Raw genomic sequence first — 25,430 nt, forward strand, 5'->3', positions numbered from 1 at the left:
AGGGTCGCGGGTTCGAGTCCCGTCATCCGCTCAGTGCAAAGCCCCCTTCTCTCAGAAGGGGGTTGCGCTTGAAAGCTTCTATATAGCTTTACACCAGCGCGATTAGCTCAGTGGGAGAGCGCTTCCCTGACACGGAAGAGGTCACTAGTTCAATCCTAGTATCGCGCACCACGTAAGCCCTTATGGGCGAACGTATTTGCGGATGTAGCGCAGCTGGTAGCGCATAACCTTGCCAAGGTTAGGGTCGCGGGTTCGAGTCCCGTCATCCGCTCAGACTAACTCCCTCCCGGGCATCCGGGAGGGAGTTTTCGTTTAACCCCAGTCAAGCAACCAATTTCATTGAGCCGTACCGCTCCCCCGTGTTAAGTAGCAAGACATGTCTTTCACCGGGCGTCTCGGCTGCCAAGTTTTCCAATTCGGCGGGCTTTGCTGAGCAGCTCACTCGCTTGGGACTATGAATGATCAGCACATGGCAGCTCCACGAATTTAGGTTTGACTGGACGCCGAGCCCATCGATTGAGACTCCAGCCGAATAGAAATGACCGCCCCAGGAACTTAGCCCTGGAGCGGTCTTTTCTATCAAATTTGTGAACTGAACTCGAGGTTAAGCTGCGTCGCGAGCGCCAAGCTCCCGGTCGATACGCAGCAGGCCAGCACCGTTGTCGCCAACAATCTCCAGGCGACCGATGATGCCACGCACGGTGTCCTCTTCCTCAATCTGCTCAACCACGAAGCTGTCCAGCAGCGGGCGGGAGTCGAGATCACCCTCGCTATCAGCAAGCTTGCGGAGGTTACGGATAGATGCCGAAACCTTCTCTTCATGCTCGAGAGCAATGCGGAATGCATCGATTGCGGAAGTGACCTTCACCTCCGGTGCGTCGACAGCACCAATCTGCGGGTGGTTGTCGCGAGCATCGAGGTGTGCGATGAACTGGTTCGCGTGATCAACTTCCTCATCCGCCTGTGCACGCATCCACTCTGCCATGCCGGAGAAATCCAGCAGGTCCAGTTCGATTGCCAGCTGGCGGTAGACGTGGGAAGCGGTGAGCTCCATAGTGATCTGGTCGTTGAATGCCTTCTCAAGAGTATCTGTTAGTCGCATGCCCCTACTATAAGTCCAATCCTTATAAATGACAACGATTATAATACTTCCCTTATAAGCCAGGCCTTGCCTATTCTGCAATCGTCGGCTTAACCTCGGCGGTATGGCTACACTCACCTCCGTAAGCCCATCGACCGACGAAATTCTGCAGTTTCTTTCTCGACCTGCGCAAACGACACATGATACAGCGGCGGTGTCTCACAACACCTCCACCGTCACGGCCATCGCCGTCACCAGCTTGGACGGACGCGGCGCCGTCGAAGGCACCTCTGGCCAGCTTGGCAACGACACCGATGCCACGGTTTTCAACACGCTTCGCGCGCTTGCCGACGTCGTTTTCGTTGGTACAGGCACCATTGCGTCCGAGGGGTACGGGCCAGTTGAGATACCGGAGTACCTAGAGGCCGTTCGACAGAAGCTAGGTCGCTCCGAGCACGTGGCGATGTCCACACTTTCGCGCTCGTTGGATTTAGATATAAAATCTGACTTTTTCGCGAATGCAGAAGTCAATCCTCCGATAATCTTCACCCCGACTAAAGATGCTTTTAATGATGAAGAGGCAAGAGCCGCTCACAAGAACAAAGCTAAAAAGATGGAGTCGGCCGGGGCTCGCGTCGTTAAGTTCCCTAACCCCTCGGTAAAAGCGGCGTTAACGTGGCTGGCTGAACATGGGTATCGGGACATTGTCGTAGAGGGTGGATCGACGATGTATCGAGAAGCATTCAAAAAGGGGTGCGTCGACGAACTGTTCCTGACATTGTCGCCGATGTGGGTGGGTAACGGCCCCCTGACTTTCGGCGAGAACGACCCTGATGAGGACTCGAACTCGACGAACCCGCAGGCTTTTGAAGTGCGGGATATCCTACGTTCCGACTCACACATCTTCCTACGCTATTCCCGCAGCTTCACCCAGTAGGGTGGAGTATTGTGAGTAAACCAAAAATCGACGTGAGCGCAAGCGCAACGGCATTAACGCAAACGTCCAAGGACACGCCAGAGACAAATTCGGTGGCTCCACGCCCTCTGTCTCGGCACGTGTCGCGAGGACTCAGCGCTTTCTTGTGGCCTATCGCAGCTGTGGTGATTTTTCACCGCACCTGGGTTTTGCCGAAAGACGTTTCTGGCACAGATGACTTTACGACCGTCTGGTCGGCAATTAATCGATTCGTATCGCAGGTACCCGTTTATTCGGAAGACTACGTAACAGCCGATCCGCACTATCTGTATTCCCCAGGCGCTACCCTACTTTTAGCCCCGATTGATTTGTTCGGCTCGCTTGAATCGGGCCGAATCTGGTTTGCGGTGTTTCAGTCAGCTGCAATCATTGCGGCAATTGTATTGCTGCTGAGGTGGCTTGGTATTGCGCGCTCTGGCCCCATCATTCCAGCGTCGATAGCACTGCTCTACCTCACGGAACCCGTTACCAACACCCTTGATTTTACGAACGTCAACGGTTCACTCTTCCTTGCATTAGTGCTGTTTTTTATTGCTCTGACCGAGCGGCGCAATATCCTGGCCGGCCTGATCATCGGTATCGCAATCACCATTAAACCTGTTTTCTTGCCAATGCTGTTCCTACCGTTCATGCGCAGGCAGTTCTCTACGGTACTGACCAGTATCGGAGTGGTAATTGCAGCCAATGTCATTGCGTGGCCGCTCATGGTCCAACCACGTGACTACCTAGATATCACCGTCCCCTACCTGGGAGTTGTCCGTGACTTTGCAAATGCTTCACTGACTGGACAGCTTGTTTGGCTAGGTGCCCATCCGACCCTGATTTTGCTGTGGCAGATCTTTTTCGGCATTTTCGTCTTGGTATCCGTCGTGCTCCTTCTTCGCTGGCTCGAAAGGGATGAGAAATTCTGGATTGCTACGACTTCCGGAGTTCTCTTCACCGGCGCGTTCTTCCTTTCCAGCCTGGGCCAGCAGTACTACTCGATGACGCTCTTGCCAATGGTTCTCACCGTGCTTCGCCCATTGGTTTTGGCTCGCGACAATGAAGGAAATATTGGTTCGACAGTCATGTTGAATTGGGGCGCAGGACTCGGAGTCGTACTCTGTTTCTTCTACGCCAATTGGTGGATTGATGAAGATGACCTCTTTTTCCCGTGGTTCACGGTTGCAATCGGCGGTATTGGATGGGCCGTTCTTATTCTCTCCATCACGGCAGCACTCATTCGAATGACGATTGTGGATGCCGTCAATGGGCGTAGCTTTGCATCCGGCTTCAGCTGGCTGAGCGACTGGAAGATAGCAGGCAGGAAGTCTAATCAGGAATCTGATCTCAAGTCTGAGGAGGCTATTCAGAATGGTTGATTCGCATAGCGAAGACTGGAATCTGAGCGAAGAAGAATGGCGCGAACGCCTCAGTGCCGCGGAGTACCAGGTTTTGCGTCAGGCAGGTACTGAACGCGCCTTCACCGGTGAGTACACCGATACCAAGACTCAAGGTGTCTACCGCTGCCGGGCCTGTGGTTACGAGCTGTTTCGGTCGAACGAGAAGTTCGACTCTCACTGCGGTTGGCCATCCTTCTTCTCTCCACTAGCTGGAGACCGGATTATTGAGCGCCGAGACACCAGCCTCGGTATGGTCCGTACCGAAGTGCTGTGCAGTCGTTGCAAGTCTCACCTCGGCCACGTCTTTGAGGGTGAGGGATACAATACTCCGACCGACCTGCGTTATTGCATCAATTCAATTTCACTCACGCTCGAACCGGACAAGACGGCTGAATAACTAGATAGAGAAGCAGCGCCGCTGGTCAAAATCCCGTCAGTTAACGGGGCTTGACCAGCGGCGCTGCTGATTCTCTCGTTGATTGCGTGAGCTACGGCAGAACGTTGATGATCTCTGCGATGTCATCGACGCGACGTCCCGTGTGGAACGGAATCTCTTCGCGGACGTGCAGACGAGCCTCGGTGTAACGCATCTTCCACATCAAGTCCACAATGCGGTCGAGCTCCGGCCCCTCGAATGCAAGGATCCACTCGTAGTCACCGAGTGCGAACGCCGGGACAGTATTGGCGCGCACATCCGGGTAGTCACGACCGGCCATACCGTGTTCAGCAAGGATGCGGCGTCGCTCGGTCGGCTCCAGCAGGTACCAGTCGTAGGAACGAACGAAGGGGTAAACCGCAATCCATCGTCCCGGCTCTTCACCCATGATGAACGACGGCAGGTGCGACTTGTTGAACTCAGCTGGACGGTGCAGCGCAGCGTTCGACCAGTGCGGAGTGGATGCCTTGCCCAGCGGAGTCTCGCGCAGGAAGGCGTTGTAGAACGCCTGCAGGTCTTCCAGCTTCTCTGCGTGGATCCAGAACATGAAGTCGGCTTCAGCACGCATGGCCGAAACATCGTAGAAACCACGGATGATCAGATCAGTGTCTTCGTAACGAGCCAGGAATTCCTTGGTCTTAGCCACTGCCTCTTCGCGGTTATCACCGAGTGCACCTGGGGTCACCTTGAAGGCAGACCACATGGTGTAGCGGATGGTGTCGTTGAGCTTCTTGAAATCGAGCTTGGTCATTAGTTGTCTCCTAGTTCGGTTGAAAGGTTTGTTTAAAAACGATGGGTCAGCGCCAGTTTCGTACTCAGCACCAATCTCGCAGCTTTATGCCAGCTCCGCAGCAATCTTGCTGGCCGCAGCCTTGGCGTTGGAGATACATTCCGGAATGCCCGGGCCACTGAGCCACGCCCCTGTTGCTGCAAGCTTAGGCACCTCGGCCAAATCCTGGCGAGCAAAATCCATCAGGCCTCCATGCCCCATATCGAAGCGTGGAATCCCCGCCCACCAACGCTGGACGAAAACCGCTGTCGGTTCGGCATCAAAGCCAGTCGCCTTAGCCAAATCTGCTTTTGCCCTGGCGATGAGGTCCTCGTCGCTACGATGCACGTGCGAGTCATCATCAAAACGGCCGAAGCTTGCCCTCACAACGGCACCGTAGCGCTCACCAATATGTGGCCACTTCCGGGACGACACTGTAAAAGCTTTCGCGGACAGGTCAGCACCAATCTCGCACAACACGCCGTTGATCTCCGGCAGTCCTTCCGACGAGTCGAAACACATACCGACCACCGCCGAGTTCGACGTGTCTACCCCACCAATGAGCTCGGCCGCCTCTGGCGCAAGATTGCTCAACAGCTCCGATGTGGTTGCAGAAGGTGCCGCCACGACAACACCGTCGACGTCGATAGTGCTAATGCTCGTGCCGCTTTCCGACGGCAGTTCCACTGTCACCTCAAAGCCGTTGTCATGCTGGCGCAGACCAGTAGCCTTCGTCGACAAGAGGAGTTCGGCTCCCGATTCGTCGACAAGCGTGTTGTAGAGAACCTCGAAGCCATCGCGGAACGTTTGGAAGACCACCGGTCGCTTCGTCTTCGTCGAATCTGTCGCAGCCTCACTACTCAGACGCGCCTGCTGCGCCTCCTTACGTGCTTCCAGAACGCGCTGGACAGCGCCGGTGAGGCTGACATGGTCACCGACACTAGCCATTTCATCAAGCGCTGCCGCCAGCTGTGGGATGGTCGCACGCAGACCCAGATCGTATGCGGTGGTTGAGTAGACGCCCCCGAGCAGCGGGGAGACGATGCGGTCAACGACTTCCTCACCGAGCCGCGCCGCGACCAGCTGGCCGACATTCATGTCGTCACCCAGTACCCAGTGCAAGGCTGGAGTGAGCTCGGGGTTCGACTCGGCATCAATCTTGGCGAGGGTGGCCTCGCTGAGGAGGTAGCCCAACCCTTCTGAACTTCCTGGAATACCGGTGACCGTGTTACGCGGAAGGTCCTTGAGTTCACCGCCAATGTAGAGCTTGGAAGGCAGCCCCGAAGGGGCGACTAGCTGATCTGCCAACCCGAGTTCCTTGAAAAAATCGGTGGCATCGTGACGGAACGCCAGGTACGCCTCAGCGCCCGCCTCAAGAGGGCCGTTAGCTCCTGGTCGAGTCTTCAGCTTGCCGCCGACCTGTGCACTGGACTCGATGACAATAATTCTTGCGGCGGGTCCGAGCTTTTTACGCAACTCATACGCTGCGCTCAGGCCGGAGATACCGCCACCTATGACGGCAATGGTAGAAGGTTGTGCAACCACGGTATTTCGTACGCTTTCTCTATGCCCGCGCCTCGAGCGGGCACGGTCGATAAGACTTGTAGGAAATTAGCTAGTGCGTGTTTTACACGCCTGTTGCGTCGGCTTTTACGTTGCGTGAATGATCTCAACGGCGCGCGTAATCGCGTCGGCATCGGTATTCGGTAGCACCCCGTGACCCAAGTTGAAGATATGTCCACGGGCGTCACCACGCTTAATTGCACGGTCCGCCTCAGAGCAGATGCGCTGAATCTCTTGGGTCATTGCATCTTCACCGGCAAAGAGAATCGCCGGGTCAAGGTTGCCCTGCAATGCAAGGCTGTTTTCCGCCGGGTCTGCGCCTCGGTGAACGTCGGAAAGCGTGGCACGAATGCGGTTGGCAGCAACGTCCAGTGGCACGCGCCAGTCGACGCCCATGACTTCTGGGCCGGCTTCAGCCATCGCACCGAGAAGCTCGCCGGTGCCCACACCGAAGTGGATGCGCGGAATGCCGGCGTCGGCGACAGCCTGGAAGATTTCCTTCGAGTACGGCAACACAAAGCGGCGGTAATCACGCTCGGTGAGATAGCCAGCCCAGGAGTCGAAGAGCTGAATAGCGTCCACACCAGCGCCAATCTGCGCGCGCAGGAAAGCAATCACCATCGGAGTGATTTTCTGCATCAGGTGATCCCACAATTCAGGGTCCGAGTGCATCAGCGCCTTAGTGCGCTCGTGATTGCGGGATGGACCGCCTTCAATCAGGTACGACGCCAAGGTGAACGGTGCACCGGCGAAACCAATGAGTGCCTGGGTATCATTCAGCTCTTGCAGAATGAGGCCGATACCCTCGGCCACCGGAGCGAGTTGCTCTTCCGTGACTTCCGGTAGAGCCTTGATGTCTGCTTCCGAGCGCACCGGAGTATCCATTACTGGACCGCGGCCAGGAACAATATCCAGGTTGACACCCGCAGCCTTCAGCGGCACGACGATATCGGAAAAAAGAATCGCAGCATCAACGTCGTGCCTACGTACCGGCTGCATAGTAATCTCAGCGAGCAGTTCCGGGCGGAAGCAAGAGTCCAACATACCGATGTCCTTGCGCACCTCACGGTACTCAGGCAGTGAACGACCAGCTTGCCGCATAAACCACACCGGGCGGCGCGACGGAGTTCGACCGTAAGCTGCATCAAGAATCGGGGCATCAGTCAAAGTGCGACGATTGTTCATACGGACAATCATGCCCCACTTACCTTAGAAATTGATGTGTGGGGTACTAAAAACAGGGAAATCGCTCGCCCTACGGTGCGTTTTCAACGAACCGCTTGGTCGCTTCCCTCTCTTTTCGGCGCGCCTCCCACTAACGCAAGCGTCATATGGCTAAGTTCAGGCGCGTGAATGGAACCGATTCAATGCCACAGAACTTCCGCGCCGCGGTCCAGTCAATGCACTCTGCTGAACTGCGACCTGAGATTGCTCTGGGCACCGTTCGGCCACCGCAGAAGCTGGCACCGTTTAGCCACGCTGTCTCGCTTGAGGTCACGCAGCCCGAAGCTGATATCGTCCCCGAGTCCTCGGACGACGATGCCTTTGGTCGTTTAATTTTGCTCCATGACCCCCGCAGTGAGGAAACCTGGGACGGTGACATGCGCTTGGTTGCATACATCCAGGCGGATATGGACGCCTCCCTCGCGGAAGATCCGCTGCTTCCCCAGGTTGCCTGGCAATGGCTCACCGAGGCTCTGGCTGAGAACAACGCCGAACTGTCGAACTTGGGTGGCACGGTGACTACTACGAACTCTGTCCGCTATGGCGAGATCGGCGGCAAGCCACAGGCCTTTCAATTAGAAATGCGCGCATCGTGGACTGCTCGTGGCACCGACCTGCGCACCCACGTTGAATCCTTCGCTCAGGTACTAGCGAACGTCGCTGGTCTGCCACCCGTCGGCGTTTCCCTGCTGGGCTGATACCGGCGACTGCTGATACCGACGACCGAAGAGGCGTGCGATGAGCTCCGACGTGGAAACTAGTCCCGACGTAGAAGTAAGACTTGCCCCAGCCGAGGGAACTCCACGCGTGCTTTCTGCCATCGACGACATTATTGACGCCGGTGAGCAGCTGGCCAAAGGACACGGTTGGCTCGCAGTCGATACTGAACGAGCTTCGGCATATCGCTACGACGACCGCGCCTTCTTGCTTCAATTTCGCCGCCGTGGAGCGGGCACCTTTCTCATCGATCCCGAAGATGGTCGCAAGGCGATGGCCGTTTTCGGTTCCTCAGTCAACGACCTGACCTGGATTATTCACGCCGCTCATTCTGACCTTCCCTGCCTCGCAGCTCTGGGTCTCTACCCCACCAAAGTCATTGACACTGAGCTGGCCGGCCGCCTTCTCGGCCTGGAGCGAGTCAACTTAGCAGCTCTGACAGAGCGACTCCTCGGAGTTGGACTTGCCAAGGGGCACGGTCGAGAGGATTGGTCTACTCGTCCACTGCCAGCAGATTGGCTGGACTACGCAGCCTTGGATGTCGAGCTGCTCATCGAACTCGCCGAGGTTCTTTGTCAGGCGCTGACTGAGCTCGACCGTTTGGAATGGCTGGAACAGGAATGCGAACGCGAACTCGCTCTAAACCGTAAATACCTCGATGGTCTGCACGTCGGACACTCGTGGCAGGGGCTCAAAGGGATTGGGAAGCTGCGCACTCCCGAACAACTTCACGTCGCCCGTGCACTGTGGACTGAGCGTGACGAAATCGCGCAGCGCCGTGATGTCTCCCCAACACACGTCATGGGTCACAGCGTTCTACGTACAATCGCAGAACAACTCCCCGGTACGCAGCGTGAACTGACTGCAATCCGTGGATTTCCACGTCGCCGTCGCGGTGCTGCGGACGCTTGGTTGAAGGTCGTTAATGAAGCCCGTCAGGAACCCAGGTCGTCATGGCCGAAGCCCCAGAAGCAGGCTCCCAACCAGATGCCCCACTTTCGGCGTTGGGCTGAACATGCCCCACAAGCCGCCGAGATTTTCGAAACCACGCGAGACTGCATCGACAACGTCTGTGCCCAAATACATCTGCGCAAAGATACACTCATCACTTCCGCGCAGACACGTGAACTGGTGTGGTGGATTCACAGCCGCGCAGTCGGCTCATTCGTTTTCCGCCACCACGACAACTACGCTGGCGGCCTGCCAGCCGTTACCGAAATCTCCGCTCACCTCAGCGAACAGGGTTTCCGCCCATGGCAGGCACATTTGCTTGCCGACGTGATCGGCGCCAACGTTCTTGCGCCCATGCGGCAGCCACTCTAGCTACAGCTGCTCCAGCACCGCGATGGTTTCAAAGTGATGCGTTAGACCAAATGCGTCCACGACCTCGAGGTGTTTGAACGCGTAGCCGTAGTCAGCCCAGTACCGGGCATCGCGGGCAAAAGTCGCCGGATCGCAACCGAAATGTACGACCGTGCGTGGCTTGGCTTCTGCAATAGCGGCAATGGCATCCTTACCAGCACCGGAGCGCGGAGGGTCGAGAACGACGATATCCGGGTTTGGTGTTTCCGCATTAGCAACTTCGCGGCGCACTACCTTGGTGACATCCCCGGTTACGTACCGGACTGGTGCCGCAGGCGACGCATTTCCACTGTGGTCAGCTGCAGTGAAAGCCTTGCGCCCCGCCGTCGCGGCCGCGGCAAAACCCTCGACAGAGAGAATTGAACCCTCTGCGTCAACTAGCTTGCGCAGTGCCGCCGACAGAACGCCTGCGCCACCGTAAAGATCCCAACCGCAGGAGAAAGACTGACCAACCAACAGGTCGATGATGCGCGATCCATAGAACTCAGGGGCATGGCAATGGGCTTGCCAAAAACCGGTCGTCGGCACATCGAAAGTAATTCCGTGAACGGTGTGCTGTGTAGTTGGCTCGCCTTCAATCAACGTTTGCTTGCGGTTCCTGCCGCTGCCGGAAACGTACACAGCACTTCGGTTACCCTCCGTGTCCATGGCCACATGGAGTTCTCCTGGCTTCGGCTTCTTGCTCCCTCGACCGCGAGCAGGCTTAGCAACAGGGATGGTTCCGGCCGTCGAAAAGCCAGCGATGAGATTGGGAACTGTTTGGACGCACTCGGAGCCGATGACAAGATCGTGGGAACGAGAACGCCGCAGCCCCGCTCGCCCCTGGGAATCCACACCTAGCCGCACGCGCGTTCGCCAGTGGGAAGTGGGCGCAAGTGGAACGACATCGATAGCTGGCAGCTCGTCGGCGGTGAAACGTCCCAGACGGCGGAGACAATCAGTCAAGACATCAGCCTTGAGACGCGCCGCGTGCTCAGGATCAATAAAACCCCAGTCGCAACAACCCGCGCCCTGCTGAGCTGCTTGGCAACGCTGCGAAACTCGATGTTCTGAGGCATCCAGAACCTCAACGACATTGCCGCGCCACAGCTTGGCATCAGGTTTGGCAATCTCGACAACAACGCGTTCGCCGGGGATGCCGCCGGTGACGAAACCGATACGTCCGTCATAGCTGGCAATGAATTCTCCGCCGGCAGCGGGACGGTCAATAGTCACTTCGATGTTCACGCAGTGTGATACTACCCGCTGACAAGAGAAAAGCCGCCGTCGGGTGACGGCGGCGGGCAGTGCACAGTAGCACTAGCAAATCCTCTTCTAACTGGTCAAGCAGCTAGATTCTCTCTGCTGGCGAGTTGACCAAACTAATTAGTGGAGCCATCCGGGTTGATACCAGTAGCGCCCGGCACCTGCCCAGGTTCACCTTCAGCTTGAGCAGCCTGGGCCTGCTGCTGGTATGCCTGACGAATCTGCTCGGCCATCTGGGACGGCAGCGTAACCGGAAGCGGCTGACCTGCCGGCATCGGGTTCTCACCGCGAGAGACGAAGCTACGGGCAAGGAGACCGCGGGCGAGATCCGCAAGTTTCTCCGCCCGATCAGCCGGTCCGGAGGCCGTCATGCGAAGCATCCAACGCGGGCCGTCGGCGCCGATGATTCGCATTTCCATATCGGAGGTGCGGCCAACGACCTCAGAACCCCACGGCCCCTGTTCGACGTGGACATCGAGGCCATCGGACTCAAGACCGTCCTTGATTTCCTGAGCAGACTCCTCCCAGAGGCCACCCGACGTCGGAGCAGCGAATGCTACAGGAGTTACACGGCCATGCTCAGTGGCGACGTGCAGCATAGTTGGACCTGTCGGCCCCATCTCCACCTGAATATCACCAACGTGAGGAATAGGCAGCAGCATCGAACCGAGATTCAAACTGGCCTTCGCGAAGTCCGAAAAATCAAACTGCGTCGGGCTAGCGCTGTTGACATCGAAGGGGCCGTTTGCTGGTGCATTCTCCGCGGCGACTTCCGACGCGTCGTCATGCAGGGTTGCGGCAGCTTCCTCAGAAGCTGGCGTCGCAGACTCGGTGGTAACGGCCTCTGCCTCGGCAGCTGGTTCTTCTGGCTGGTTCTTCTTTCCAAATGGCCACATGGTGGTTTATTGACACCTCGCTAAAAAGAAATCTTTGTATACGCCTTTGTAAACGCTTTATTGAGCTCTTCACGCATTGAACCACACTTGATGGGGTTCTCGCGCTGTCAGAGACGTTTTAAAGCGTCGTGGACACTCCGGTTGACCCGTGGCCACCCGCACCGCGTTCAGTTTCATCGAGTTCATCGACTTCCAGCAGCGGGCTAAGCTCGACCTTCTGCACAACCAACTGTGCGATTCGATCACCCTTGGCGATCTCCACCGCGTTGGTGGGGTCCAAGTTGATCAGGCAGACTTTAAGCTCACCACGGTACCCGGCATCGATCGTGCCGGGAGCGTTGACGATGGAAAGCCCCTTTTTGAAAGCCAATCCAGAGCGTGGATGAACCAATCCCACTGTGCCCGCCGGCAAGGCAATGGCAATACCGGTTCCGACGAGTGCCCGCTGCCCGGGTGCTAGGACGACATCCTCCGCTGAGCTCAAATCCACACCGGCATCATCGGCATGCGCACGCTGGGGAATCACTGCGTCTTTAGCGAGCTTTTTCACTTGCACCGGGGCATAAGTCATCTCTTTGTATATCCTTCGCTGTCGCGTCTGTTAAGAACCGCACTTCGGCCTTGTCAGTACCGAGCATAGCCGTGCCCTAGAATGGATAACCGTGAGTGGAAAAGATAACCTGCAGCCTCGTCGCGACGACAGCTCAGCATCCGTCTCTGAAGATGCGGCAATAACAATGAGCTCGAGCGGAGATTCATCGATTGTCTATTCCGAAAAGCTCTGGGTTCCTTGGTGGTTCTGGGTACTCGGCGCTCTCGCCGTTTTTGTATGTACGGCCCAGATTGGCTTTAACCGCTCACCGATTTGGCTTGTCATCGGCGGCGTTATTTGCCTGGCCGTGGGCGTGTGGGTGCTGTTGACTATGTCGAAGACTACGGTGTCCGTGGAAGTGGATAGCACTGGTGAGCGCTGGCTTCACGCTGGCACGGCAGTTCTGCCAGCATCGGTTGTTGCAAAATCCCTAGTGGTCCCGAAGTCCGCGCAGCGCAATGCGTTGGGCCGTCAGCTCGATCCGGCAGCATTCCTGGTTACGCACACGTGGATTCCCACGATGGTGCTGCTAGTCCTCGACGATCCGGACGACCCTACCCCCTATTGGCTGGTGTCCACCCGCCGCCCCGAGGCACTACTCGACAGTCTCTTCGACCGCTAGGTCACAATCTCTCACCGCCGCTACACGCTTTCCGACGGCCCCGCGCCGCCATAGCCGTGGCAGTGGCGGTTTTCCTTTTCCTAGGAAGTTATCCCGGTTGTGTGAGGACTAAGCACAGTCCTGGCAGATGGGGAAACCATCGCCGTTATCAATTGCAATCATCGAGCGGTGCATCACCATGAAGCAGGAGCCACAGGTGAATTCATCCTCCCCCTTCGGGGCAACATCCATATCGAATTCTTCACCCGCGATGTCGGCGACCGGCAACTCGAACGGCTCGACAATTTCGCCGTCGTCAGTGTCGTCGATTTCCTTCTCAGCAGATGCAGCCTGAAGGCCCTCGAGGGAATCGGTCTCCAGCTCTTCGGTTTCACGAGTACGCGGGGCATCGTAGTTTACAGCCATGTCCCAAACCTTCTTTCCGGACCTTTGCTAGACATTGTGAACTGACTTTTTCTCGGAGAATACAACGCGCTGAGACGATTGACACCCTGTACTCTCCAGTGCCTTTCTCAGCGGATATTAAGGCAATTCACGCATTCTGTCATCTCTGCAGGCCAAAACAGGTTTCTATGCCCATTAGCCGAGGAGACGATAACATGATGGCTATGAGTTCAGGCCCCGCGAGCACTTCGAGCGCATCACATCGACGAAAAATTGTTCCCTACGTGGTGGTTTCCGTAGTTGCTGTAGTGATTGCGGCTACGTTGTGGATATTGGCATTCCGCAGCCAACCGGCAAGTTATCCTGTGTCCTGTTCCCTCCCCGCGGCTGGCACCCCGGTTTCCTCCACCACGCTAATCGGAGAACACATCGTTCCGCCGTCGGATGTTCATGTGCGCGTTTATAACGCCAACGGCAAAGTCGGCCAGGCCACAACCGTCGCCGAGCAATTGCGGCAGCTCGATTTTGTTCTCGATGAGCAGGTTCCCTACGGTAACGACCCTATTGTGGAAAACCAGGATCTCAGCTGCTTTGGCCAGCTGCGTTATGGCGAGGAGTTCAATGGCCACGCCGCAGCGCTTCACGCTCTTTTCCCCTGTTTTGAGCTCATCCACGATGGTCGGCCGGATGCAACTGTCGATGTGTCGTTGGGTAAGGGGTTTAAGGACCTCGAAGTAGCCAGCCAGGTTGAAGGAGCGATGTCCGCATTGAACCGTGGCGAACAGGCCGACTTAGAGGGGTTGAGCTCGTTAGGCTCGAGCACCTGCTCCTAGACCGACGAACTAATTCCTAGCCTTCGCGGTCGCACCATCCAATGCCTCGAAGAACGCATCGGCAACGTCAGGATTCGCCGCACCGACACCGAAGTCGAGGGGGTCTCCCTCCGGCCGTCCAGCAGCGTTGGCACACTGAGTGAATTCAGGAATCCTGATTCTTGCGCCTGCTTCAGCCGCAATCAGAGAACCTGCTGCATAGTCCCAAATCTTGATGTCGTGTTCGTAATACGCATCAACACGGCCGTGCGCCACCATGCACAAATCCAGCGCCGCCGATCCCATGCGCCTAATATCTCGACACTCCCCTAGCAATTGCGACGCTATCCGGCCCTGCACCTGCCGGAGACTAGCGGAATAGCTGAATCCCGTTGCCACAAGTGCCTTTTCCAGCTCGGCCGTTGGGGAACAACTAAGTGCCTGCACAGTGCCGTCCCGCCGAGAAACCTGAGCGCCCTCTCCCTTTGCTGCACTGTAAACCTCTCCCGAGGACACATTTGCCACTGCACCCGCCACTACCTCATCGCCTACGGCGCAGGCGATACTCACAGCAAAATTGGGCAGTCCGTAGAGGAAATTCACTGTGCCATCGATGGGGTCTACAATCCAAGTCACCGCTTCGGACGCGTCAGTAGTTTGCGTTAGAGAGCCCGCGCCGTCGTCAAGCCCGCCTTCTTCGCCCACAATGCGGTCGGAGCTGCTAAACGCCTTGATGAGCGAACGAATGAGCTCCTCAGATTCACGATCGACGACGGTGACGGGGTCTACAGCTGAGGACTTCGTTTCGGAACTTGCTAAAACGCCATCGGAGCCGAGTTCGACCCGACGACTGGCGATATGCGCTGCGGCTGTGCGGGCGATAAGTACCGCGCGATCACGCAATTCCCTGACGCTGGGCCGCACGGCCCCGCGGCTATTCGGTGCCGTAAACCCCCTATTATCCGCCCTGCTAGCCAGTTGTTCGGTGCCACGCGAGTTAATGCTCATGCCCCCATTGTGTCTGTTTCGTACAATTTGAGCTATGGGACAACGAATTGGATTTGGCATCGACGTCGGAGGATCCGGAATCAAGGGTGGCCGCGTGGACCTTGATACTGGGCAGCTTATTGGCGACCGCATTAAAATTTTCACGCCACAGCCGGCGACTCCGGAAGCAGTTGCGAAGACCATTGCAGAAATTGTGGACATTGCGCAGTGGGATTCCGATGTCGGCATCACGATTCCGTCCGTCGTACAGAATCAGATTGCCTTGCTGGCCGCCAATATTGACGATTCTTGGGTTAATACGAACTGCCAAGAGCTCTTCGCTAAGTACCTGCCCAACAACAAGGCGCACGTGCTTAACGACGCTGACGCTGCCGGCCTTGCTGAAGTCCAGTTTGGCGATCCGGGCAATAAGACTGGCGCCGTGTTGTTACTGACTTTTGGTACCGGCATCGGCTCCGCACTTATTCATGATGGACTGCTCTACCCCAATTCGGAGTTAGGCCACCTCGTCATCGATGGCATGGAGGCCGAACACTTTGCGTCCGCGCGAGTTAAAGATGTGGAGGGGCTCGGCTTCGAAGAGTGGGCTGAGCGCGTGAGCAAGGTCCTAAAGACCTACGAAGCACTATTTTGGCCGTCACGGATTATCGTCGGCGGCGGAATCAGTCGCGAACACGAAAAGTGGATTCGGCGGTTGACATGTAAGACTCCAGTTGTCCCCGCAAGTTTGGATAATAATGCGGGTATCGCTGGCGCCGCCTTTGCTGCTGAACAGGGGATTTACCCTTAAGCAGTTTCATTTCTTGGGTGGGGATCGGTGCCTACGGGGCGGGCGTGACAGGTCGTTGAACCCATGCCCCGTGGCGGCGGTTTTCAGAATTGGTTTACAATAAGAAGTTGACTCACGGCAAGGTTGAATAATCAACAGGCTCGAGGAGGATTGGGAAAATCGAATTCCGGCGCACTGCTTCGATGAGGATTTTCACCGATTACTTCTTCGCTAGGAGCCAGAAAAGCAACACTGATGACCGTGGCACGAAAAGGCCAGCTCTGAATGTTTCCCATTCAGCTAGCTGGCTGCAGACGAAGTAAAGGCGCACCACTGGCGCGTTGAGCTTCTCTCTGACCGAGAGAAGCTGGCGGCGGCTTTGGCGGCGCACACAACGTACATCGTGAAAGGGCGTTCGTGGCAGGCAACGAACTGGGGCAAGCTCAGGACCAATCCACCGGGAGTGGCACCGGTTCAGCTACTCCTGCAAAGAAGGCTGTAAAGAAGGCCATCAAGAAAGCAGTGAAGAAGACCGTGGCAAAGAAGACTGCCGCGAAGAAAACTGCTGCCAAGAAGACGGCTGCCAAAAAGACAGCTGCTACCAAGACTGCGGCGAAAAAGGCGACCGCTAAGAAGGCAGCGGCCAAGAAGACCGTGAAGAAGGCGGCTAAGAAGTCGGTCGCTAAGAAGACCACACGTAAGGCCGCAGCCAAGAAGGCAACTAAGCGGACAACGGCCGCGAAGGCCACTGCGGCAAAGGCTGCTGCAGCGAAGGCGAAGGACGCGCAGGCTCTCGACGCAACTGAGAACGAAGAGCTCGAGGACGAGGAACTCGACCACGACTTGGATCAGGAGCGGGACTACGACCCGGATCTGGATGATGATCTCGAAGACGATGATCTTCACGGCGATCTGGATGACGACGACCTCGAAGAAGACGACCTCGACGACGATGAAGAAGAGGACGACGAGGACGAAAACGAAGACGAGGATGAAGAGGACGAGGGCGACGAGGTCTGGAACGAGGACGAGTCCGCTCGTCTGCGTCAGGCCCGCAAGGATGCTGCCCTCACCGCCTCTGCGGACTCTGTCCGCGCCTACCTCAAGCAGATTGGTAAGGTCGCACTGCTGACTGCCGAGGAAGAGGTCAGTCTGGCTAAGCGCATCGAGGCCGGTCTGTACGCGCAGTACAAGATTGACGAGGCCAAGGAAGCCGGCGAGCGCATCGCTTACGCTCAGAAGCGCGATTTGCGCGAGATTTCTCGCGACGGTCAGCGCGCCAAGAATCACCTACTCGAGGCCAACCTCCGTCTTGTGGTGTCCCTGGCAAAGCGCTACACCGGCCGTGGCATGGCTTTCCTCGACTTGATTCAGGAGGGCAACCTCGGCCTGATTCGCGCCGTCGAGAAGTTCGACTACACCAAGGGCTACAAGTTCTCGACGTACGCAACGTGGTGGATCCGCCAGGCCATTACTCGTGCAATGGCCGACCAGGCTCGAACCATTCGTATTCCGGTTCACATGGTCGAGGTCATTAATAAGCTCGGCCGTATCCAGCGTGAGCTGCTCCAGGACCTGGGCCGCGAGCCCACTCCGGAAGAGCTCGCTAAGGAAATGGATATCACCGAGGAAAAGGTTCTCGAGATTCAGCAGTACGCTCGTGAACCCATTTCGCTAGACCAGACCATCGGTGACGAGGGCGACTCCCAGCTCGGTGACTTCATTGAGGACTCCGAGGCAGTCATCGCCGTGGACGCCGTGAGCTTCACGCTCCTCCAGGATCAGCTTGGCGACGTTCTGGAGACTCTCTCCGAACGTGAAGCCGGTGTCGTCCGTCTGCGCTTCGGCCTTACCGACGGCATGCCACGTACTCTTGACGAGATTGGCCAGGTCTACGGTGTGACACGCGAGCGCATCCGTCAGATTGAGTCCAAGACGATGTCCAAGCTGCGTCACCCATCGCGTTCGCAGGTTCTGCGTGACTACTTGGAGTAAAGCTTTAACCTGGAGTCGTAATTGGGCTAACTGCTAAGCCCAGAAAATTGGGCCTGGATAAGGTTTCACCCCTTATTTGAGCCCGATTTTTTCTTCAGGGGCTGGGCTAGCGAGTTAGTGACTGCGTTTATGACAAAACGGCCCACAGAAATGGCCTGAAAGTGTCATAAACTCCGACAGTTTCACATTTGCAGCCTGTAATATTTACGGTTGTCAATTGTGGGACTAGCTGCCATGTGCACGAATCTACTGCCGGACTGAACGGCGTAGGGCCGGCTGGAGGCAAAAGCAAAAAGCAAAACCCCGAACCACCAAGGTGGAACGGGGCGAAGGAGCATCTAAGCAACGCTAGGCGAAGCAGTCCGCTGGCGGTCCAGCAAACTGGACCACCATCCAATACCGGCTACTACATACCCAGCTAGTACACGACGCCGAATACCCACTGCAGCAGCGTCAGCGAAGCCACAGAAATCACAATCAGCGCAACGATGTTCAGCCAAACACCGGTCTTGACCATGTTGTCCATGCTGACGTAGCCGGAGCCGTAGGCGATGGCGTTCGGCGGTGTTGCAACCGGCATCATGAACGCCGAAGTAGCCGCCAGTGCAACTGGAACAGCGAAGATCATCTGGTCGTGGCCCAAGCCGATTGCCATCGCACCAACCAGCGGCAGGAAGGTCGCGGCCGTCGCGGTGTTAGACGTGAACTCGGTCAGGAACAGCACAACGGCGCCGACGACAACCACGAGTGCAGCCACGGGCATCCAGCCGAGGGTAGACAGCTGCTCACCAATCCAGTCCGACAGCCCAGAGGCACCGAACTGCGAGGACAGCGCCAGGCCACCACCGAACAGCAGCAGCACACCCCACGGCAGCTCCAACGCATTTTCCCAGCGCATGAGCTTCACGCCATCAGGGCCACCCGGAATCAGGAACAGTGCAATACCTACCGTCATCGCGATTACCGCATCGGCAATCTTGGTGTCTGGCAGCAGCACCGGAACAAAGACCCACGCCAGCGCAGCCGCGATAAACACCATGAGCACGCGACGCTCACCCGCCGACATACGGCCGAGACGCTTGAGCTCGTCACGCATCAGTTCGCGCCCGCCTGGGATATGCGCAATCTCCGGCTTAAACAGAACACTTGTCAGCAGGAACCATGCACAGAGCATGAGCACAACCGCCACCGGGACACCCAGCAGCATCCACTGGCCAAACCCAATGTTGACACCCTGCTCCGCCATGTAGGCCGCCAGCATCGCGTTCGGCGGAGTACCAATAATCGTGCCCAACGAACCAATCGATGCCGCGTAAGCGATACCCAGCATCAGTGCGATACCGAAGTTCGACTTTGGCATCGGGTCGTAACTTGACGACGACTCCTCCGCCTCCTCCAGCGCATCTCCACCGGGGGTTTCGGCGACCGATTCACTCGCAGATCCCGCATCCTCTGCAGCAACTTTCTCATCGTGCAGCATTCGGACAATCAGGCTCAGCACGGACACACCGATTGGCAGCATCATCACGGCCGTGGCCGTGTTGGATACCCACATCGACAGGAAGCCAGTAGCCACCATGAAGCCTAGAATCAGCATCTTTGGTGACGACCCCATGAACACCAGGACCCACAATGCGACACGCTTGTGTAGGTTCCAACGCTGCATCGCCAGTGCCAACAGGAAGCCGCCCATGAAGAGGAAGATGGTCGGGTCTGTGTACTTGCCCGAGAAATCCTTAATCTCCGCGAGGTTGAGAATCGGGAATAGCGCCAGCGGCAGCAGAGCCGTAACGGCAATCGGGATAGCCTCGGACATCCACCACACGGCCATAAGCACTGCTACACCTGCGGTTGCACGCAGGTTGTGATCGAGCTCAGCCGGCATAAAGAAGTACACGAGCAAGGACAGGATGATACCGAGTCCTAGACCGGTGCGCTTACGGAAAAGCTCCCGGCTGAGGTAACCACGGTCTTGTTGGCCAGGTGACAGTTCCGGGGAGTTGTCGCGCGTAGATGTCGCTGCCACGATTCACGCTCCTATTTAATAATCAGCAGACATCCTGTATTGCACGCATGTTCAAACGTTAACCGCATGTAGGGGATGCCAAATGTGGGTACTTTCTGACACCAATATCATTACCAACACTCGGCCCAATATGAGATTTCACTAAGAAACCCCCGACCGAAACTGCAGGCAGTTGGACTTCGGGGGTGGATTACGGGGTTAGCTCATTTCCTCATTGCGCATCTGGCATGAACCGAAAACTCCGGGCACAAAGTAACACCGCCATTGACTTCGCGTCCGAACTCACTCCGATTGCTTCTTTGGCTGGTCAGTCCCCATCTGATTAGAGATGCACTCGGCATACTCTCCAGAGGTGCGCTCGAATTTCTCGCACTTCGACATCGCGTCTGATGTCGACCAGTACAGCATCAGCGACACCACGACGGCTGCAATGCCCGTCACAATGCCGACAACGCCCAATCCGAACGAACCGCTGATGACCGCGTCTCCCCCAGCAGCTTGCACGCGCTTCTTCGCGCTCAACGCCTTCGCCATCGCGATGATGCCCAGAACAATGCCAAAGACACCGAGGATGCCACCAACGATCATCCAGGACATCAAGAGCCCGCCGACACCAAAGATTAGTGCCAGCACGCCAATAGTCCGACTGTCATTGCCTGGTACAGCCAACAAACCACCGCCGGTCAATTCCGACGGCCTCGACTTATCACTGCTTGCCGACATTCTTCTCTCCACCATAGATTGCTCAGTTCGCTTGAAACCCTACCAATTACGCAGGTAGCTAATGCGATCGCGCAACTGCTCCTCTGTACACAGCGCAGTCGGCGGGCCACCACAGGCGCGCCGAACCTCGTTATGCACCTGACCATGTGGCTTACCGGTTCGCGCCGCCGTCATCGACACCAGCGTATTGAGTTCCTTCCGCAACTTCGGCAACACCTCACTGGCCACCTTCTGCGGCCTCGGGTACGCCGATCCCTCAATGCGGTGGATCGCGCCGCCTTCGCCTCCGCTTGACGACGATTCCCTCGCCTCCTCGCGGGCTTCCTTCTCTCGGGCACTGGCGGCTTTAAGCTGTTCGTCCTGCCGCTGACGCAGCAAGAGTCGCATTTGCTCAGCGTCGAGAAGCCCAGGCAAGCCAAGGTAGTCGGCTTCTTCAGCGGAACCGGCAACGGTTGCGGTGCCGTAGGAGGAACCGTCGTAGATCAGGTAGTCGAGTTCAGCATCCGCGCCAATGGATTCGTAGGCCGGCAGTAGTTCGTCGGGCTCATCCTTACGCCGGTTGGCTTCGGCGACCAAGTCATCTTCCCAGCCCTCCGAAGGCCGATCCGGTTTACCGAGCACGTGGTTGCGCTGCACCTCCATCTGCGAGGCTAAGTCGAGCAGCACCGGAATCGACGGCAAGAAGACGGACGCAGTCTCCCCCGGCATGCGGCTTCGCACGAATCGTCCAATAGCCTGCGCGAAGAATAGCGGAGTCGAGGAACTAGTCGCGTACACGCCGACCGCCAACCTTGGCACGTCCACGCCTTCGGAGACCATTCGCACAGCCACCATCCACTCGTCGGTGGACTCGGAGAAGGTCTTAATGCGTTCCGACGAGCCAGGCTCATCCGAAAGCACCAACGCCACCGGTGTGGAGGCAATCTGCTCGAGAATGCGCTTGTACGCACGGGCAGTTGCCGCATCGGAGGCGATAACCAGGCCACCGGCATCGGGAATATGCTGCCTCATCTGCGAGAGACGGGTGTGCGCTGCCCGCAGCACCGACGGCATCCACTCACCCTTTGGGTCAAGCGCGGTGCGCCAAGCTCGAGTGGTCTCCTCTGGGCTCATCACGGTACCCAGACGCGCAGCGAACTCATCACCCGCGCTATCACGCCAGCGAGCTTCACCGGAGTACGCCAAAAAGACCACTGGGCGCACGACGCCGTCGGCAAGCGCATTGGAATAGCCGTACGTGTAATCAGCGACGGAGCGCGAGTAACCATCGCCATCGGGCGAGTAGCGAACAAACGGAATTGCCGCGTCATCGGAGCGGAACGGCGTACCGGTTAGGCACAGGCGGCGTTCGACATCGCCGTAGGCCTCAGAAATGCCGTCGCCCCAACTCTTGGCATCACCGCCGTGGTGCACCTCGTCCAGAATCACCAATGTCGGACGAGCGGTAGCTACCGCATGGTGCTTGAACGGATGCACTGCGACTTGGGCGTAGGTCACAACAATTCCCTGGTAGGAAGGGTTTACCACACCCTTGGCGTTGGAGAACTTGGGATCCAACGCAATCCCCGAACGAGCAGCAGAGGCAGCCCACTGTACCTTCAGGTGCTCAGTAGGCACTACGACGATAATGCGCTCGACAATCCGCCGCGACAGCAACTCACTGGCGATACGCAGAGCGAAGGTCGTCTTACCCGCGCCCGGTGTCGCCACTGCAAGGAAGTCCTTGGGGTTAGTCGCCAGGTATTTGTCGAGGGCCTCCTGCTGCCATTTACGAAGCCCGCTCACTTGCGACGCAGGGACTTGTAAATCCGCTCGCAGTCAGGGCATACCGGTGAACCCGGCTTCGCCGACTTCTTCACTGGGAAGGTTTCACCGCACAGAGCAACGACGTAGGAGCCGTTGACCGCGGAGCTCACGATCTGGTCCTTCTTGACGTAATGGAAGAACTTCGGAGTGTCGTCCCTCGTCGACTCATCGACGCGGGTATCGGTGCGTTCAATCGTCTTTGTCGTCTTCAATGGAGTGCTCACAGATTCCAATTGTGCCCCATTGGTCAAATTATGCCTAGCGACCCAGGTGCTGGCCGCTGCTGACTGCTACCTTCCACAGCCATCCACAACACCGCTGCGACTACGCGAGCATGCAGCTGCAACGGGCATAGCTAGTTGAGACACCCCCACGCCACAGGCGTATGCTAGACAACCATGGCGCGAATCAATGACCGTCGCGACTCCGCGCTGCCGAAACGCGGAAGTTCCCGGCGACGCAAGAAAGACGCGGCGTTGATTACCGACGCCCGCGGCTCAAGGATTCGCAACTATGACCACCGCCGCCACGTCTACGCGGCCCTGCAATGGTCTCGCATTCCATTGCTACTTCTTTCCGGCGCTTTTTACCTGTGGTGGGATGTGCCGTGGATTGCGGCGATTCTCATGGTCGTCTCCGTACCCATGCCGTGGATCGCGGTTGTCATCGCCAATGGCGTTGGAGAACCCGCTGACAAGCGCAAACCGCGCGTCTACAAGCCAGGAGTTGTACGCGAGCAAAACCGCAAATGGGAGGAGCAGCAGCGCCAGCGCGCCCTCAAGGAAGCGGAGATGCGCGCGCTCGGTTCTGCCGCCAGTACCGAAGACACCGACGCACCGCCGCAGTCCGATACCGAGACCACCTCAAATCCCTTCGATGACGCAAATGTCATCGATATGCCGGAAGACGATGATCCGTCGTCAAGCTCCCCTAACTAGCCCCTCCGCCCCGCTTTACGACGAAGGTAGTGCCTACGATGACCTTTTCCCCCTCCACCTTCACCCCACCGACTGATCAGCAGCTTCGTGCTTTTGTCGACTGTGCAGAGGAATTCGCCACCGCACTTAGTCGCCTTGAGTTTTCCAGCGAGTCACTGCGTCGAGTCCTAGGAGCCGAGGGGTTAGCCGCGCTGGACCGCGGTGAGCCCGGCGTTGTCGATGTTCTGCTTACCGAGACAGACGGCGTTTCTGCGGATACTGTGACCGCGTTGCGTCTTCTCATCCTGGGCGATTTCGCCGACGCAGAGCAGCTATTTGGAGCTGAGCTGACGGTCAAGTTGCTGGACAGCGGCATACTTGCCGGCACCGCCAGCAACGCACAGGTGTGTATCGATGTGCGCCCGGTCGAGATTGCGGGAGTCGACCGTATTATCTTTTCCGACCGCGACGCCTCTATGAACGATCACGTTCCTGGACCCGATCATGTCCTAGGCGTAGGGCGGGCTTCCCGCTCCCTCCTCGATATTTCGTCGACCTCGGCGGTGGTATCCGTACTCGACCTCGGTGCCGGTTGTGGCATCCAGAGCCTTGCCCAACCTGATGCAAAATCGATTGTCGCGACAGACATTCACCCCCGCGCGCTGTTTTTTGCCCGCGCTACTTTCGCAGCTAATGGTTTCGACCAAGCACAGGCTCTCGAAGGTTCGTGGTTTGAACCGGTTGCAGGCCAGAAGTTTGACCGCATTGTGGCCAACCCGCCGTTCGTCGTAGGACTGCCAAGTGTGGAACATGTTTACCGTGACTCAGGACTGAATCTGGACGGTGCCACCGAGCTTATGATCCGCGGTCTGGCCGACCATCTCACCGACGGCGGCACGGCGCATCTACTCGGCGCTTGGGCCCATATCGAGGGCGAGAGTTGGCAACAGCGCATCGCTTCTTGGCTCCCTGCTGAGGGCCTCGAGGTGTGGGTAACGCAACGGGATCTCGCTACGCCGGCGGAATACATTGGCACCTGGCTTCGAGACGAGTCCATCGACCCCCGCAGCCCAGAGGGGTGCGAGCGCTCTCGTGCCTGGCTGGAGCACTTTCGCAACAGCGGCGTGACAGGCATCGGGTTCGGCTACATCACAGTCCAACGCATCAACGGCCCGACTTCCGCCGTGTGCGAGGAAATGCCGCAGCCTTTGGCCGCTCCCTTCGCCGCCGAAGCCGAGGAGTATCTCGGCCGCGCCGAATGGCTTCGTACACAAACTGCCGACACCATCCTCGAAGCTTCCTTTACCGTGCGCCCCGGTGTCGCCATCGAACGCGTTTCGCTTGCCGACGTCGAAAGCGGCCAGGGCTTCACTGAGTTCGATACGCGCATCTCACGCACCGATGGCCCCGCCTGGACACACTCAATCGATGAGTCCGTGGCAACCATTCTGGGTGCGCTGCATCCCGAAGCTGCTCTGGGCTCCGTCATCGACATCATGGCAATGTTTGGAGCCTTCGATGAGTCCGACGTACCTGCCATCAAAGACGCCCTAGTTCCCATCGTCGTTGACCTGCTTCGCCATGGTCTGATTCTCCCCACCGAGCTCTTGGAGGATAAACAGTAAATGAAAGCCGTTCTCACCCGAGTTAAATCCGCGTCAGTCACTGTCGACGGTTCCGTTGTTGGCCACGTTGACGGAGGCGATACTGGTGCCATTTTGGCGCTCGTAGGCGTTGGCCGCGAGGACTCTGCTGATGCTTGGGAAACGATGGCCCGCAAGATCGCGGAGCTGCGCATCCTGGATGGCGAACTCAGCGCTGTCGATGCTGGCGCCCAGGTGCTCGTCGTTAGCCAATTCACGTTGATGGGGGCGACAAAGAAGGGACGGCGGCCGTCGTGGGTCGACGCGGCTCCGGGCCCAGAGGCCGAACCTGTCATTGAAAAAATTGTCGAGAACTTGCGCAATCGTGGCTTGACGGTCGAAACAGGACAATTTGGGGCAATGATGGAGGTCGCATCAGTCAACGATGGCCCCTTTACAGTTCTTGTGGAATGCTAGTGACGGCAGTTTTTCTTAACATTATATTTGCATGGCAAAATTACCCTATTGACATTCATCACCTT

At 57.5% G+C, this 25,430-nt stretch carries 25 protein-coding genes and 2 tRNA genes; 14 read left to right on the top strand and 13 right to left on the bottom strand.

Annotated elements, in window-relative coordinates; all coding sequences use genetic code 11:
* Positions 1–96 precede the first annotated feature (96 nt).
* Positions 97–171 (top strand) — tRNA-Val (locus HMPREF2847_RS09775).
* Positions 172–198: 27 nt separating this feature from the next.
* A tRNA-Gly gene (locus HMPREF2847_RS09780) sits at positions 199–271 on the top strand.
* Positions 272–604: 333 nt separating this feature from the next.
* Here HMPREF2847_RS09780 and HMPREF2847_RS09785 read toward each other — a convergent pair.
* Positions 605–1,102 (bottom strand): ferritin, encoded by a 498-nt coding sequence (locus HMPREF2847_RS09785; RefSeq protein ID WP_070438323.1) that lies wholly within the window; start codon positions 1,100–1,102, stop codon positions 605–607.
* A gap of 103 nt (positions 1,103–1,205) precedes the next feature.
* Between HMPREF2847_RS09785 and HMPREF2847_RS09790 the strand changes: the two genes are divergently transcribed.
* From HMPREF2847_RS09790 to msrB, 3 genes are all read left to right on the top strand, one after another.
* Positions 1,206–2,018, top strand: a complete 813-nt coding sequence (locus HMPREF2847_RS09790) for a dihydrofolate reductase family protein (RefSeq protein WP_049193029.1) — start codon at positions 1,206–1,208, stop codon at positions 2,016–2,018.
* Between the two features lie 143 nt (positions 2,019–2,161).
* Positions 2,162–3,418, top strand: coding sequence for a glycosyltransferase family 87 protein (locus tag HMPREF2847_RS09795; protein ID WP_222865028.1), 1,257 nt, complete (start codon positions 2,162–2,164; stop codon positions 3,416–3,418).
* On the top strand, positions 3,411–3,836 hold the full coding sequence (msrB, locus tag HMPREF2847_RS09800) for a peptide-methionine (R)-S-oxide reductase MsrB (RefSeq protein WP_048733231.1): 426 nt from the start codon (positions 3,411–3,413) through the stop codon (positions 3,834–3,836). The genes HMPREF2847_RS09795 and msrB overlap by 8 nt, the downstream gene beginning before the upstream one ends.
* A 91-nt stretch (positions 3,837–3,927) precedes the next feature.
* Here msrB and hemQ read toward each other — a convergent pair whose 3' ends face one another.
* From hemQ to hemE, 3 genes are all read right to left on the bottom strand, one after another.
* Positions 3,928–4,626 (bottom strand): hydrogen peroxide-dependent heme synthase, encoded by a 699-nt coding sequence (hemQ, locus tag HMPREF2847_RS09805; RefSeq protein ID WP_049173031.1) that lies wholly within the window; start codon positions 4,624–4,626, stop codon positions 3,928–3,930.
* A gap of 84 nt (positions 4,627–4,710) precedes the next feature.
* Complete coding sequence (hemG, locus tag HMPREF2847_RS09810; protein ID WP_049173033.1) at positions 4,711–6,189, bottom strand: protoporphyrinogen oxidase; 1,479 nt, start codon at positions 6,187–6,189, stop codon at positions 4,711–4,713.
* Positions 6,190–6,294: 105 nt separating this feature from the next.
* On the bottom strand, positions 6,295–7,404 hold the full coding sequence (hemE, locus tag HMPREF2847_RS09815) for a uroporphyrinogen decarboxylase (RefSeq protein ID WP_049173035.1): 1,110 nt from the start codon (positions 7,402–7,404) through the stop codon (positions 6,295–6,297).
* Positions 7,405–7,574: 170 nt separating this feature from the next.
* Here hemE and HMPREF2847_RS09820 point away from each other — a divergent pair, with 170 nt between their 5' ends.
* Together HMPREF2847_RS09820 and HMPREF2847_RS09825 are read left to right on the top strand one after the other, a co-directional pair.
* Positions 7,575–8,129, top strand: coding sequence for a DUF3000 domain-containing protein (locus HMPREF2847_RS09820; protein WP_016422661.1), 555 nt, complete (start codon positions 7,575–7,577; stop codon positions 8,127–8,129).
* A gap of 40 nt (positions 8,130–8,169) precedes the next feature.
* On the top strand, positions 8,170–9,471 hold the full coding sequence (locus HMPREF2847_RS09825; protein ID WP_049193026.1) for an HRDC domain-containing protein: 1,302 nt from the start codon (positions 8,170–8,172) through the stop codon (positions 9,469–9,471).
* Here the strand turns inward: HMPREF2847_RS09825 and HMPREF2847_RS09830 are convergent, their stop codons facing one another.
* The 3 genes from HMPREF2847_RS09830 to dut form a co-directional block, all read right to left on the bottom strand.
* A complete protein-coding gene (locus HMPREF2847_RS09830; RefSeq protein WP_070852293.1) occupies positions 9,472–10,737 on the bottom strand; it encodes a class I SAM-dependent RNA methyltransferase in 1,266 nt (421 codons plus the stop codon). It abuts the gene before it with no gap.
* A 134-nt stretch (positions 10,738–10,871) separates the two neighbouring features.
* Positions 10,872–11,651, bottom strand: a complete 780-nt coding sequence (locus tag HMPREF2847_RS09835; protein ID WP_070852294.1) for a DUF3710 domain-containing protein — start codon at positions 11,649–11,651, stop codon at positions 10,872–10,874.
* Between the two features lie 118 nt (positions 11,652–11,769).
* Complete coding sequence (gene dut / locus HMPREF2847_RS09840; protein ID WP_070832304.1) at positions 11,770–12,222, bottom strand: dUTP diphosphatase; 453 nt, start codon at positions 12,220–12,222, stop codon at positions 11,770–11,772.
* A gap of 166 nt (positions 12,223–12,388) precedes the next feature.
* Between dut and HMPREF2847_RS09845 the strand changes: the two genes are divergently transcribed.
* On the top strand, positions 12,389–12,865 hold the full coding sequence (locus HMPREF2847_RS09845) for a DUF3093 domain-containing protein (protein ID WP_070852295.1): 477 nt from the start codon (positions 12,389–12,391) through the stop codon (positions 12,863–12,865).
* Positions 12,866–12,973: 108 nt separating this feature from the next.
* Here HMPREF2847_RS09845 and HMPREF2847_RS09850 read toward each other — a convergent pair whose 3' ends face one another.
* Positions 12,974–13,270: a DUF4193 family protein gene (locus tag HMPREF2847_RS09850; RefSeq protein WP_016422655.1), complete on the bottom strand. Its 297-nt coding sequence runs from the start codon at positions 13,268–13,270 to the stop codon at positions 12,974–12,976.
* Positions 13,271–13,473: 203 nt separating this feature from the next.
* Here HMPREF2847_RS09850 and HMPREF2847_RS11355 point away from each other — a divergent pair, with 203 nt between their 5' ends.
* Positions 13,474–14,082, top strand: a complete 609-nt coding sequence (locus HMPREF2847_RS11355; RefSeq protein ID WP_168168382.1) for a LytR C-terminal domain-containing protein — start codon at positions 13,474–13,476, stop codon at positions 14,080–14,082.
* A 9-nt stretch (positions 14,083–14,091) separates the two neighbouring features.
* On the opposite strand, the gene HMPREF2847_RS09860 is transcribed toward HMPREF2847_RS11355, so the two are convergent.
* Positions 14,092–15,069 carry an inositol monophosphatase family protein gene (locus tag HMPREF2847_RS09860; protein WP_187401060.1) on the bottom strand — a complete coding sequence of 326 codons (978 nt, stop codon included), beginning with the start codon at positions 15,067–15,069 and terminating at the stop codon, positions 14,092–14,094.
* A gap of 34 nt (positions 15,070–15,103) precedes the next feature.
* On the opposite strand from HMPREF2847_RS09860, the gene ppgK reads away from it, so the two are divergent.
* Complete coding sequence (gene ppgK, locus HMPREF2847_RS09865) at positions 15,104–15,859, top strand: polyphosphate--glucose phosphotransferase (RefSeq protein WP_070852297.1); 756 nt, start codon at positions 15,104–15,106, stop codon at positions 15,857–15,859.
* 396 nt (positions 15,860–16,255) lie between these two features.
* On the top strand, positions 16,256–17,833 hold the full coding sequence (locus HMPREF2847_RS09870) for an RNA polymerase sigma factor (protein WP_070852298.1): 1,578 nt from the start codon (positions 16,256–16,258) through the stop codon (positions 17,831–17,833).
* Between the two features lie 418 nt (positions 17,834–18,251).
* Here HMPREF2847_RS09870 and HMPREF2847_RS09875 read toward each other — a convergent pair whose 3' ends face one another.
* From HMPREF2847_RS09875 to HMPREF2847_RS09890, 4 genes are all read right to left on the bottom strand, one after another.
* The gene (locus HMPREF2847_RS09875; RefSeq protein ID WP_070601507.1) at positions 18,252–19,859 is read right to left on the bottom strand and encodes an SLC13 family permease; all 1,608 of its coding nucleotides are present in this window, start codon (positions 19,857–19,859) and stop codon (positions 18,252–18,254) included.
* Positions 19,860–20,141: 282 nt separating this feature from the next.
* Entirely contained in the window at positions 20,142–20,582 is a 441-nt protein-coding gene (locus HMPREF2847_RS09880) for a hypothetical protein (protein WP_070767346.1), read from the bottom strand.
* Between the two features lie 39 nt (positions 20,583–20,621).
* Positions 20,622–22,367 carry a DEAD/DEAH box helicase gene (locus HMPREF2847_RS09885; RefSeq protein ID WP_070767345.1) on the bottom strand — a complete coding sequence of 582 codons (1,746 nt, stop codon included), beginning with the start codon at positions 22,365–22,367 and terminating at the stop codon, positions 20,622–20,624.
* On the bottom strand, positions 22,364–22,612 hold the full coding sequence (locus HMPREF2847_RS09890; RefSeq protein WP_070601509.1) for a DUF3039 domain-containing protein: 249 nt from the start codon (positions 22,610–22,612) through the stop codon (positions 22,364–22,366). Before HMPREF2847_RS09890 ends, HMPREF2847_RS09885 begins: the two co-directional genes overlap by 4 nt.
* Before the next feature lie 174 nt (positions 22,613–22,786).
* On the opposite strand from HMPREF2847_RS09890, the gene HMPREF2847_RS09895 reads away from it, so the two are divergent.
* From HMPREF2847_RS09895 to dtd, 3 genes are read left to right on the top strand one after another with little or no spacing between them, the layout of a single operon-like run.
* Positions 22,787–23,326: a DUF3099 domain-containing protein gene (locus HMPREF2847_RS09895; protein ID WP_070601510.1), complete on the top strand. Its 540-nt coding sequence runs from the start codon at positions 22,787–22,789 to the stop codon at positions 23,324–23,326.
* A gap of 38 nt (positions 23,327–23,364) precedes the next feature.
* Positions 23,365–24,930, top strand: coding sequence for a DUF7782 domain-containing protein (locus tag HMPREF2847_RS09900; RefSeq protein ID WP_070852299.1), 1,566 nt, complete (start codon positions 23,365–23,367; stop codon positions 24,928–24,930).
* A complete protein-coding gene (gene dtd / locus HMPREF2847_RS09905; protein ID WP_070767342.1) occupies positions 24,931–25,365 on the top strand; it encodes a D-aminoacyl-tRNA deacylase in 435 nt (144 codons plus the stop codon).
* Positions 25,366–25,430 lie beyond the last annotated feature (65 nt).

The sequence above is a fragment of the Corynebacterium sp. HMSC074C03 genome, assembly GCF_001838285.1.
GTDB classification, from domain to species: domain Bacteria; phylum Actinomycetota; class Actinomycetes; order Mycobacteriales; family Mycobacteriaceae; genus Corynebacterium; species Corynebacterium amycolatum.

Bases quoted from the DNA above. Each gene is read 5' to 3' on its own strand.
- HMPREF2847_RS09895 (WP_070601510.1), top strand. From the start codon at position 22,787: ATGGCGCGAATCAATGACCGTCGCGACTCCGCGCTGCCGAAACGCGGA.
- hemQ (WP_049173031.1), bottom strand. From the start codon at position 4,626: ATGACCAAGCTCGATTTCAAGAAGCTCAACGACACCATCCGCTACACC.
- HMPREF2847_RS09845 (WP_070852295.1), top strand. From the start codon at position 12,389: ATGAGCTCGAGCGGAGATTCATCGATTGTCTATTCCGAAAAGCTCTGG.
- HMPREF2847_RS09835 (WP_070852294.1), bottom strand. From the start codon at position 11,651: ATGTGGCCATTTGGAAAGAAGAACCAGCCAGAAGAACCAGCTGCCGAG.
- HMPREF2847_RS09790 (WP_049193029.1), top strand. From the start codon at position 1,206: ATGGCTACACTCACCTCCGTAAGCCCATCGACCGACGAAATTCTGCAG.
- dut (WP_070832304.1), bottom strand. From the start codon at position 12,222: ATGACTTATGCCCCGGTGCAAGTGAAAAAGCTCGCTAAAGACGCAGTG.
- HMPREF2847_RS09850 (WP_016422655.1), bottom strand. From the start codon at position 13,270: ATGGCTGTAAACTACGATGCCCCGCGTACTCGTGAAACCGAAGAGCTG.
- HMPREF2847_RS11355 (WP_168168382.1), top strand. From the start codon at position 13,474: ATGAGTTCAGGCCCCGCGAGCACTTCGAGCGCATCACATCGACGAAAA.
- msrB (WP_048733231.1), top strand. From the start codon at position 3,411: ATGGTTGATTCGCATAGCGAAGACTGGAATCTGAGCGAAGAAGAATGG.
- HMPREF2847_RS09825 (WP_049193026.1), top strand. From the start codon at position 8,170: ATGAGCTCCGACGTGGAAACTAGTCCCGACGTAGAAGTAAGACTTGCC.
- HMPREF2847_RS09900 (WP_070852299.1), top strand. From the start codon at position 23,365: ATGACCTTTTCCCCCTCCACCTTCACCCCACCGACTGATCAGCAGCTT.
- dtd (WP_070767342.1), top strand. From the start codon at position 24,931: ATGAAAGCCGTTCTCACCCGAGTTAAATCCGCGTCAGTCACTGTCGAC.
- hemE (WP_049173035.1), bottom strand. From the start codon at position 7,404: ATGATTGTCCGTATGAACAATCGTCGCACTTTGACTGATGCCCCGATT.
- ppgK (WP_070852297.1), top strand. From the start codon at position 15,104: ATGGGACAACGAATTGGATTTGGCATCGACGTCGGAGGATCCGGAATC.
- HMPREF2847_RS09820 (WP_016422661.1), top strand. From the start codon at position 7,575: ATGCCACAGAACTTCCGCGCCGCGGTCCAGTCAATGCACTCTGCTGAA.
- HMPREF2847_RS09880 (WP_070767346.1), bottom strand. From the start codon at position 20,582: ATGTCGGCAAGCAGTGATAAGTCGAGGCCGTCGGAATTGACCGGCGGT.
- HMPREF2847_RS09860 (WP_187401060.1), bottom strand. From the start codon at position 15,069: ATGAGCATTAACTCGCGTGGCACCGAACAACTGGCTAGCAGGGCGGAT.
- HMPREF2847_RS09785 (WP_070438323.1), bottom strand. From the start codon at position 1,102: ATGCGACTAACAGATACTCTTGAGAAGGCATTCAACGACCAGATCACT.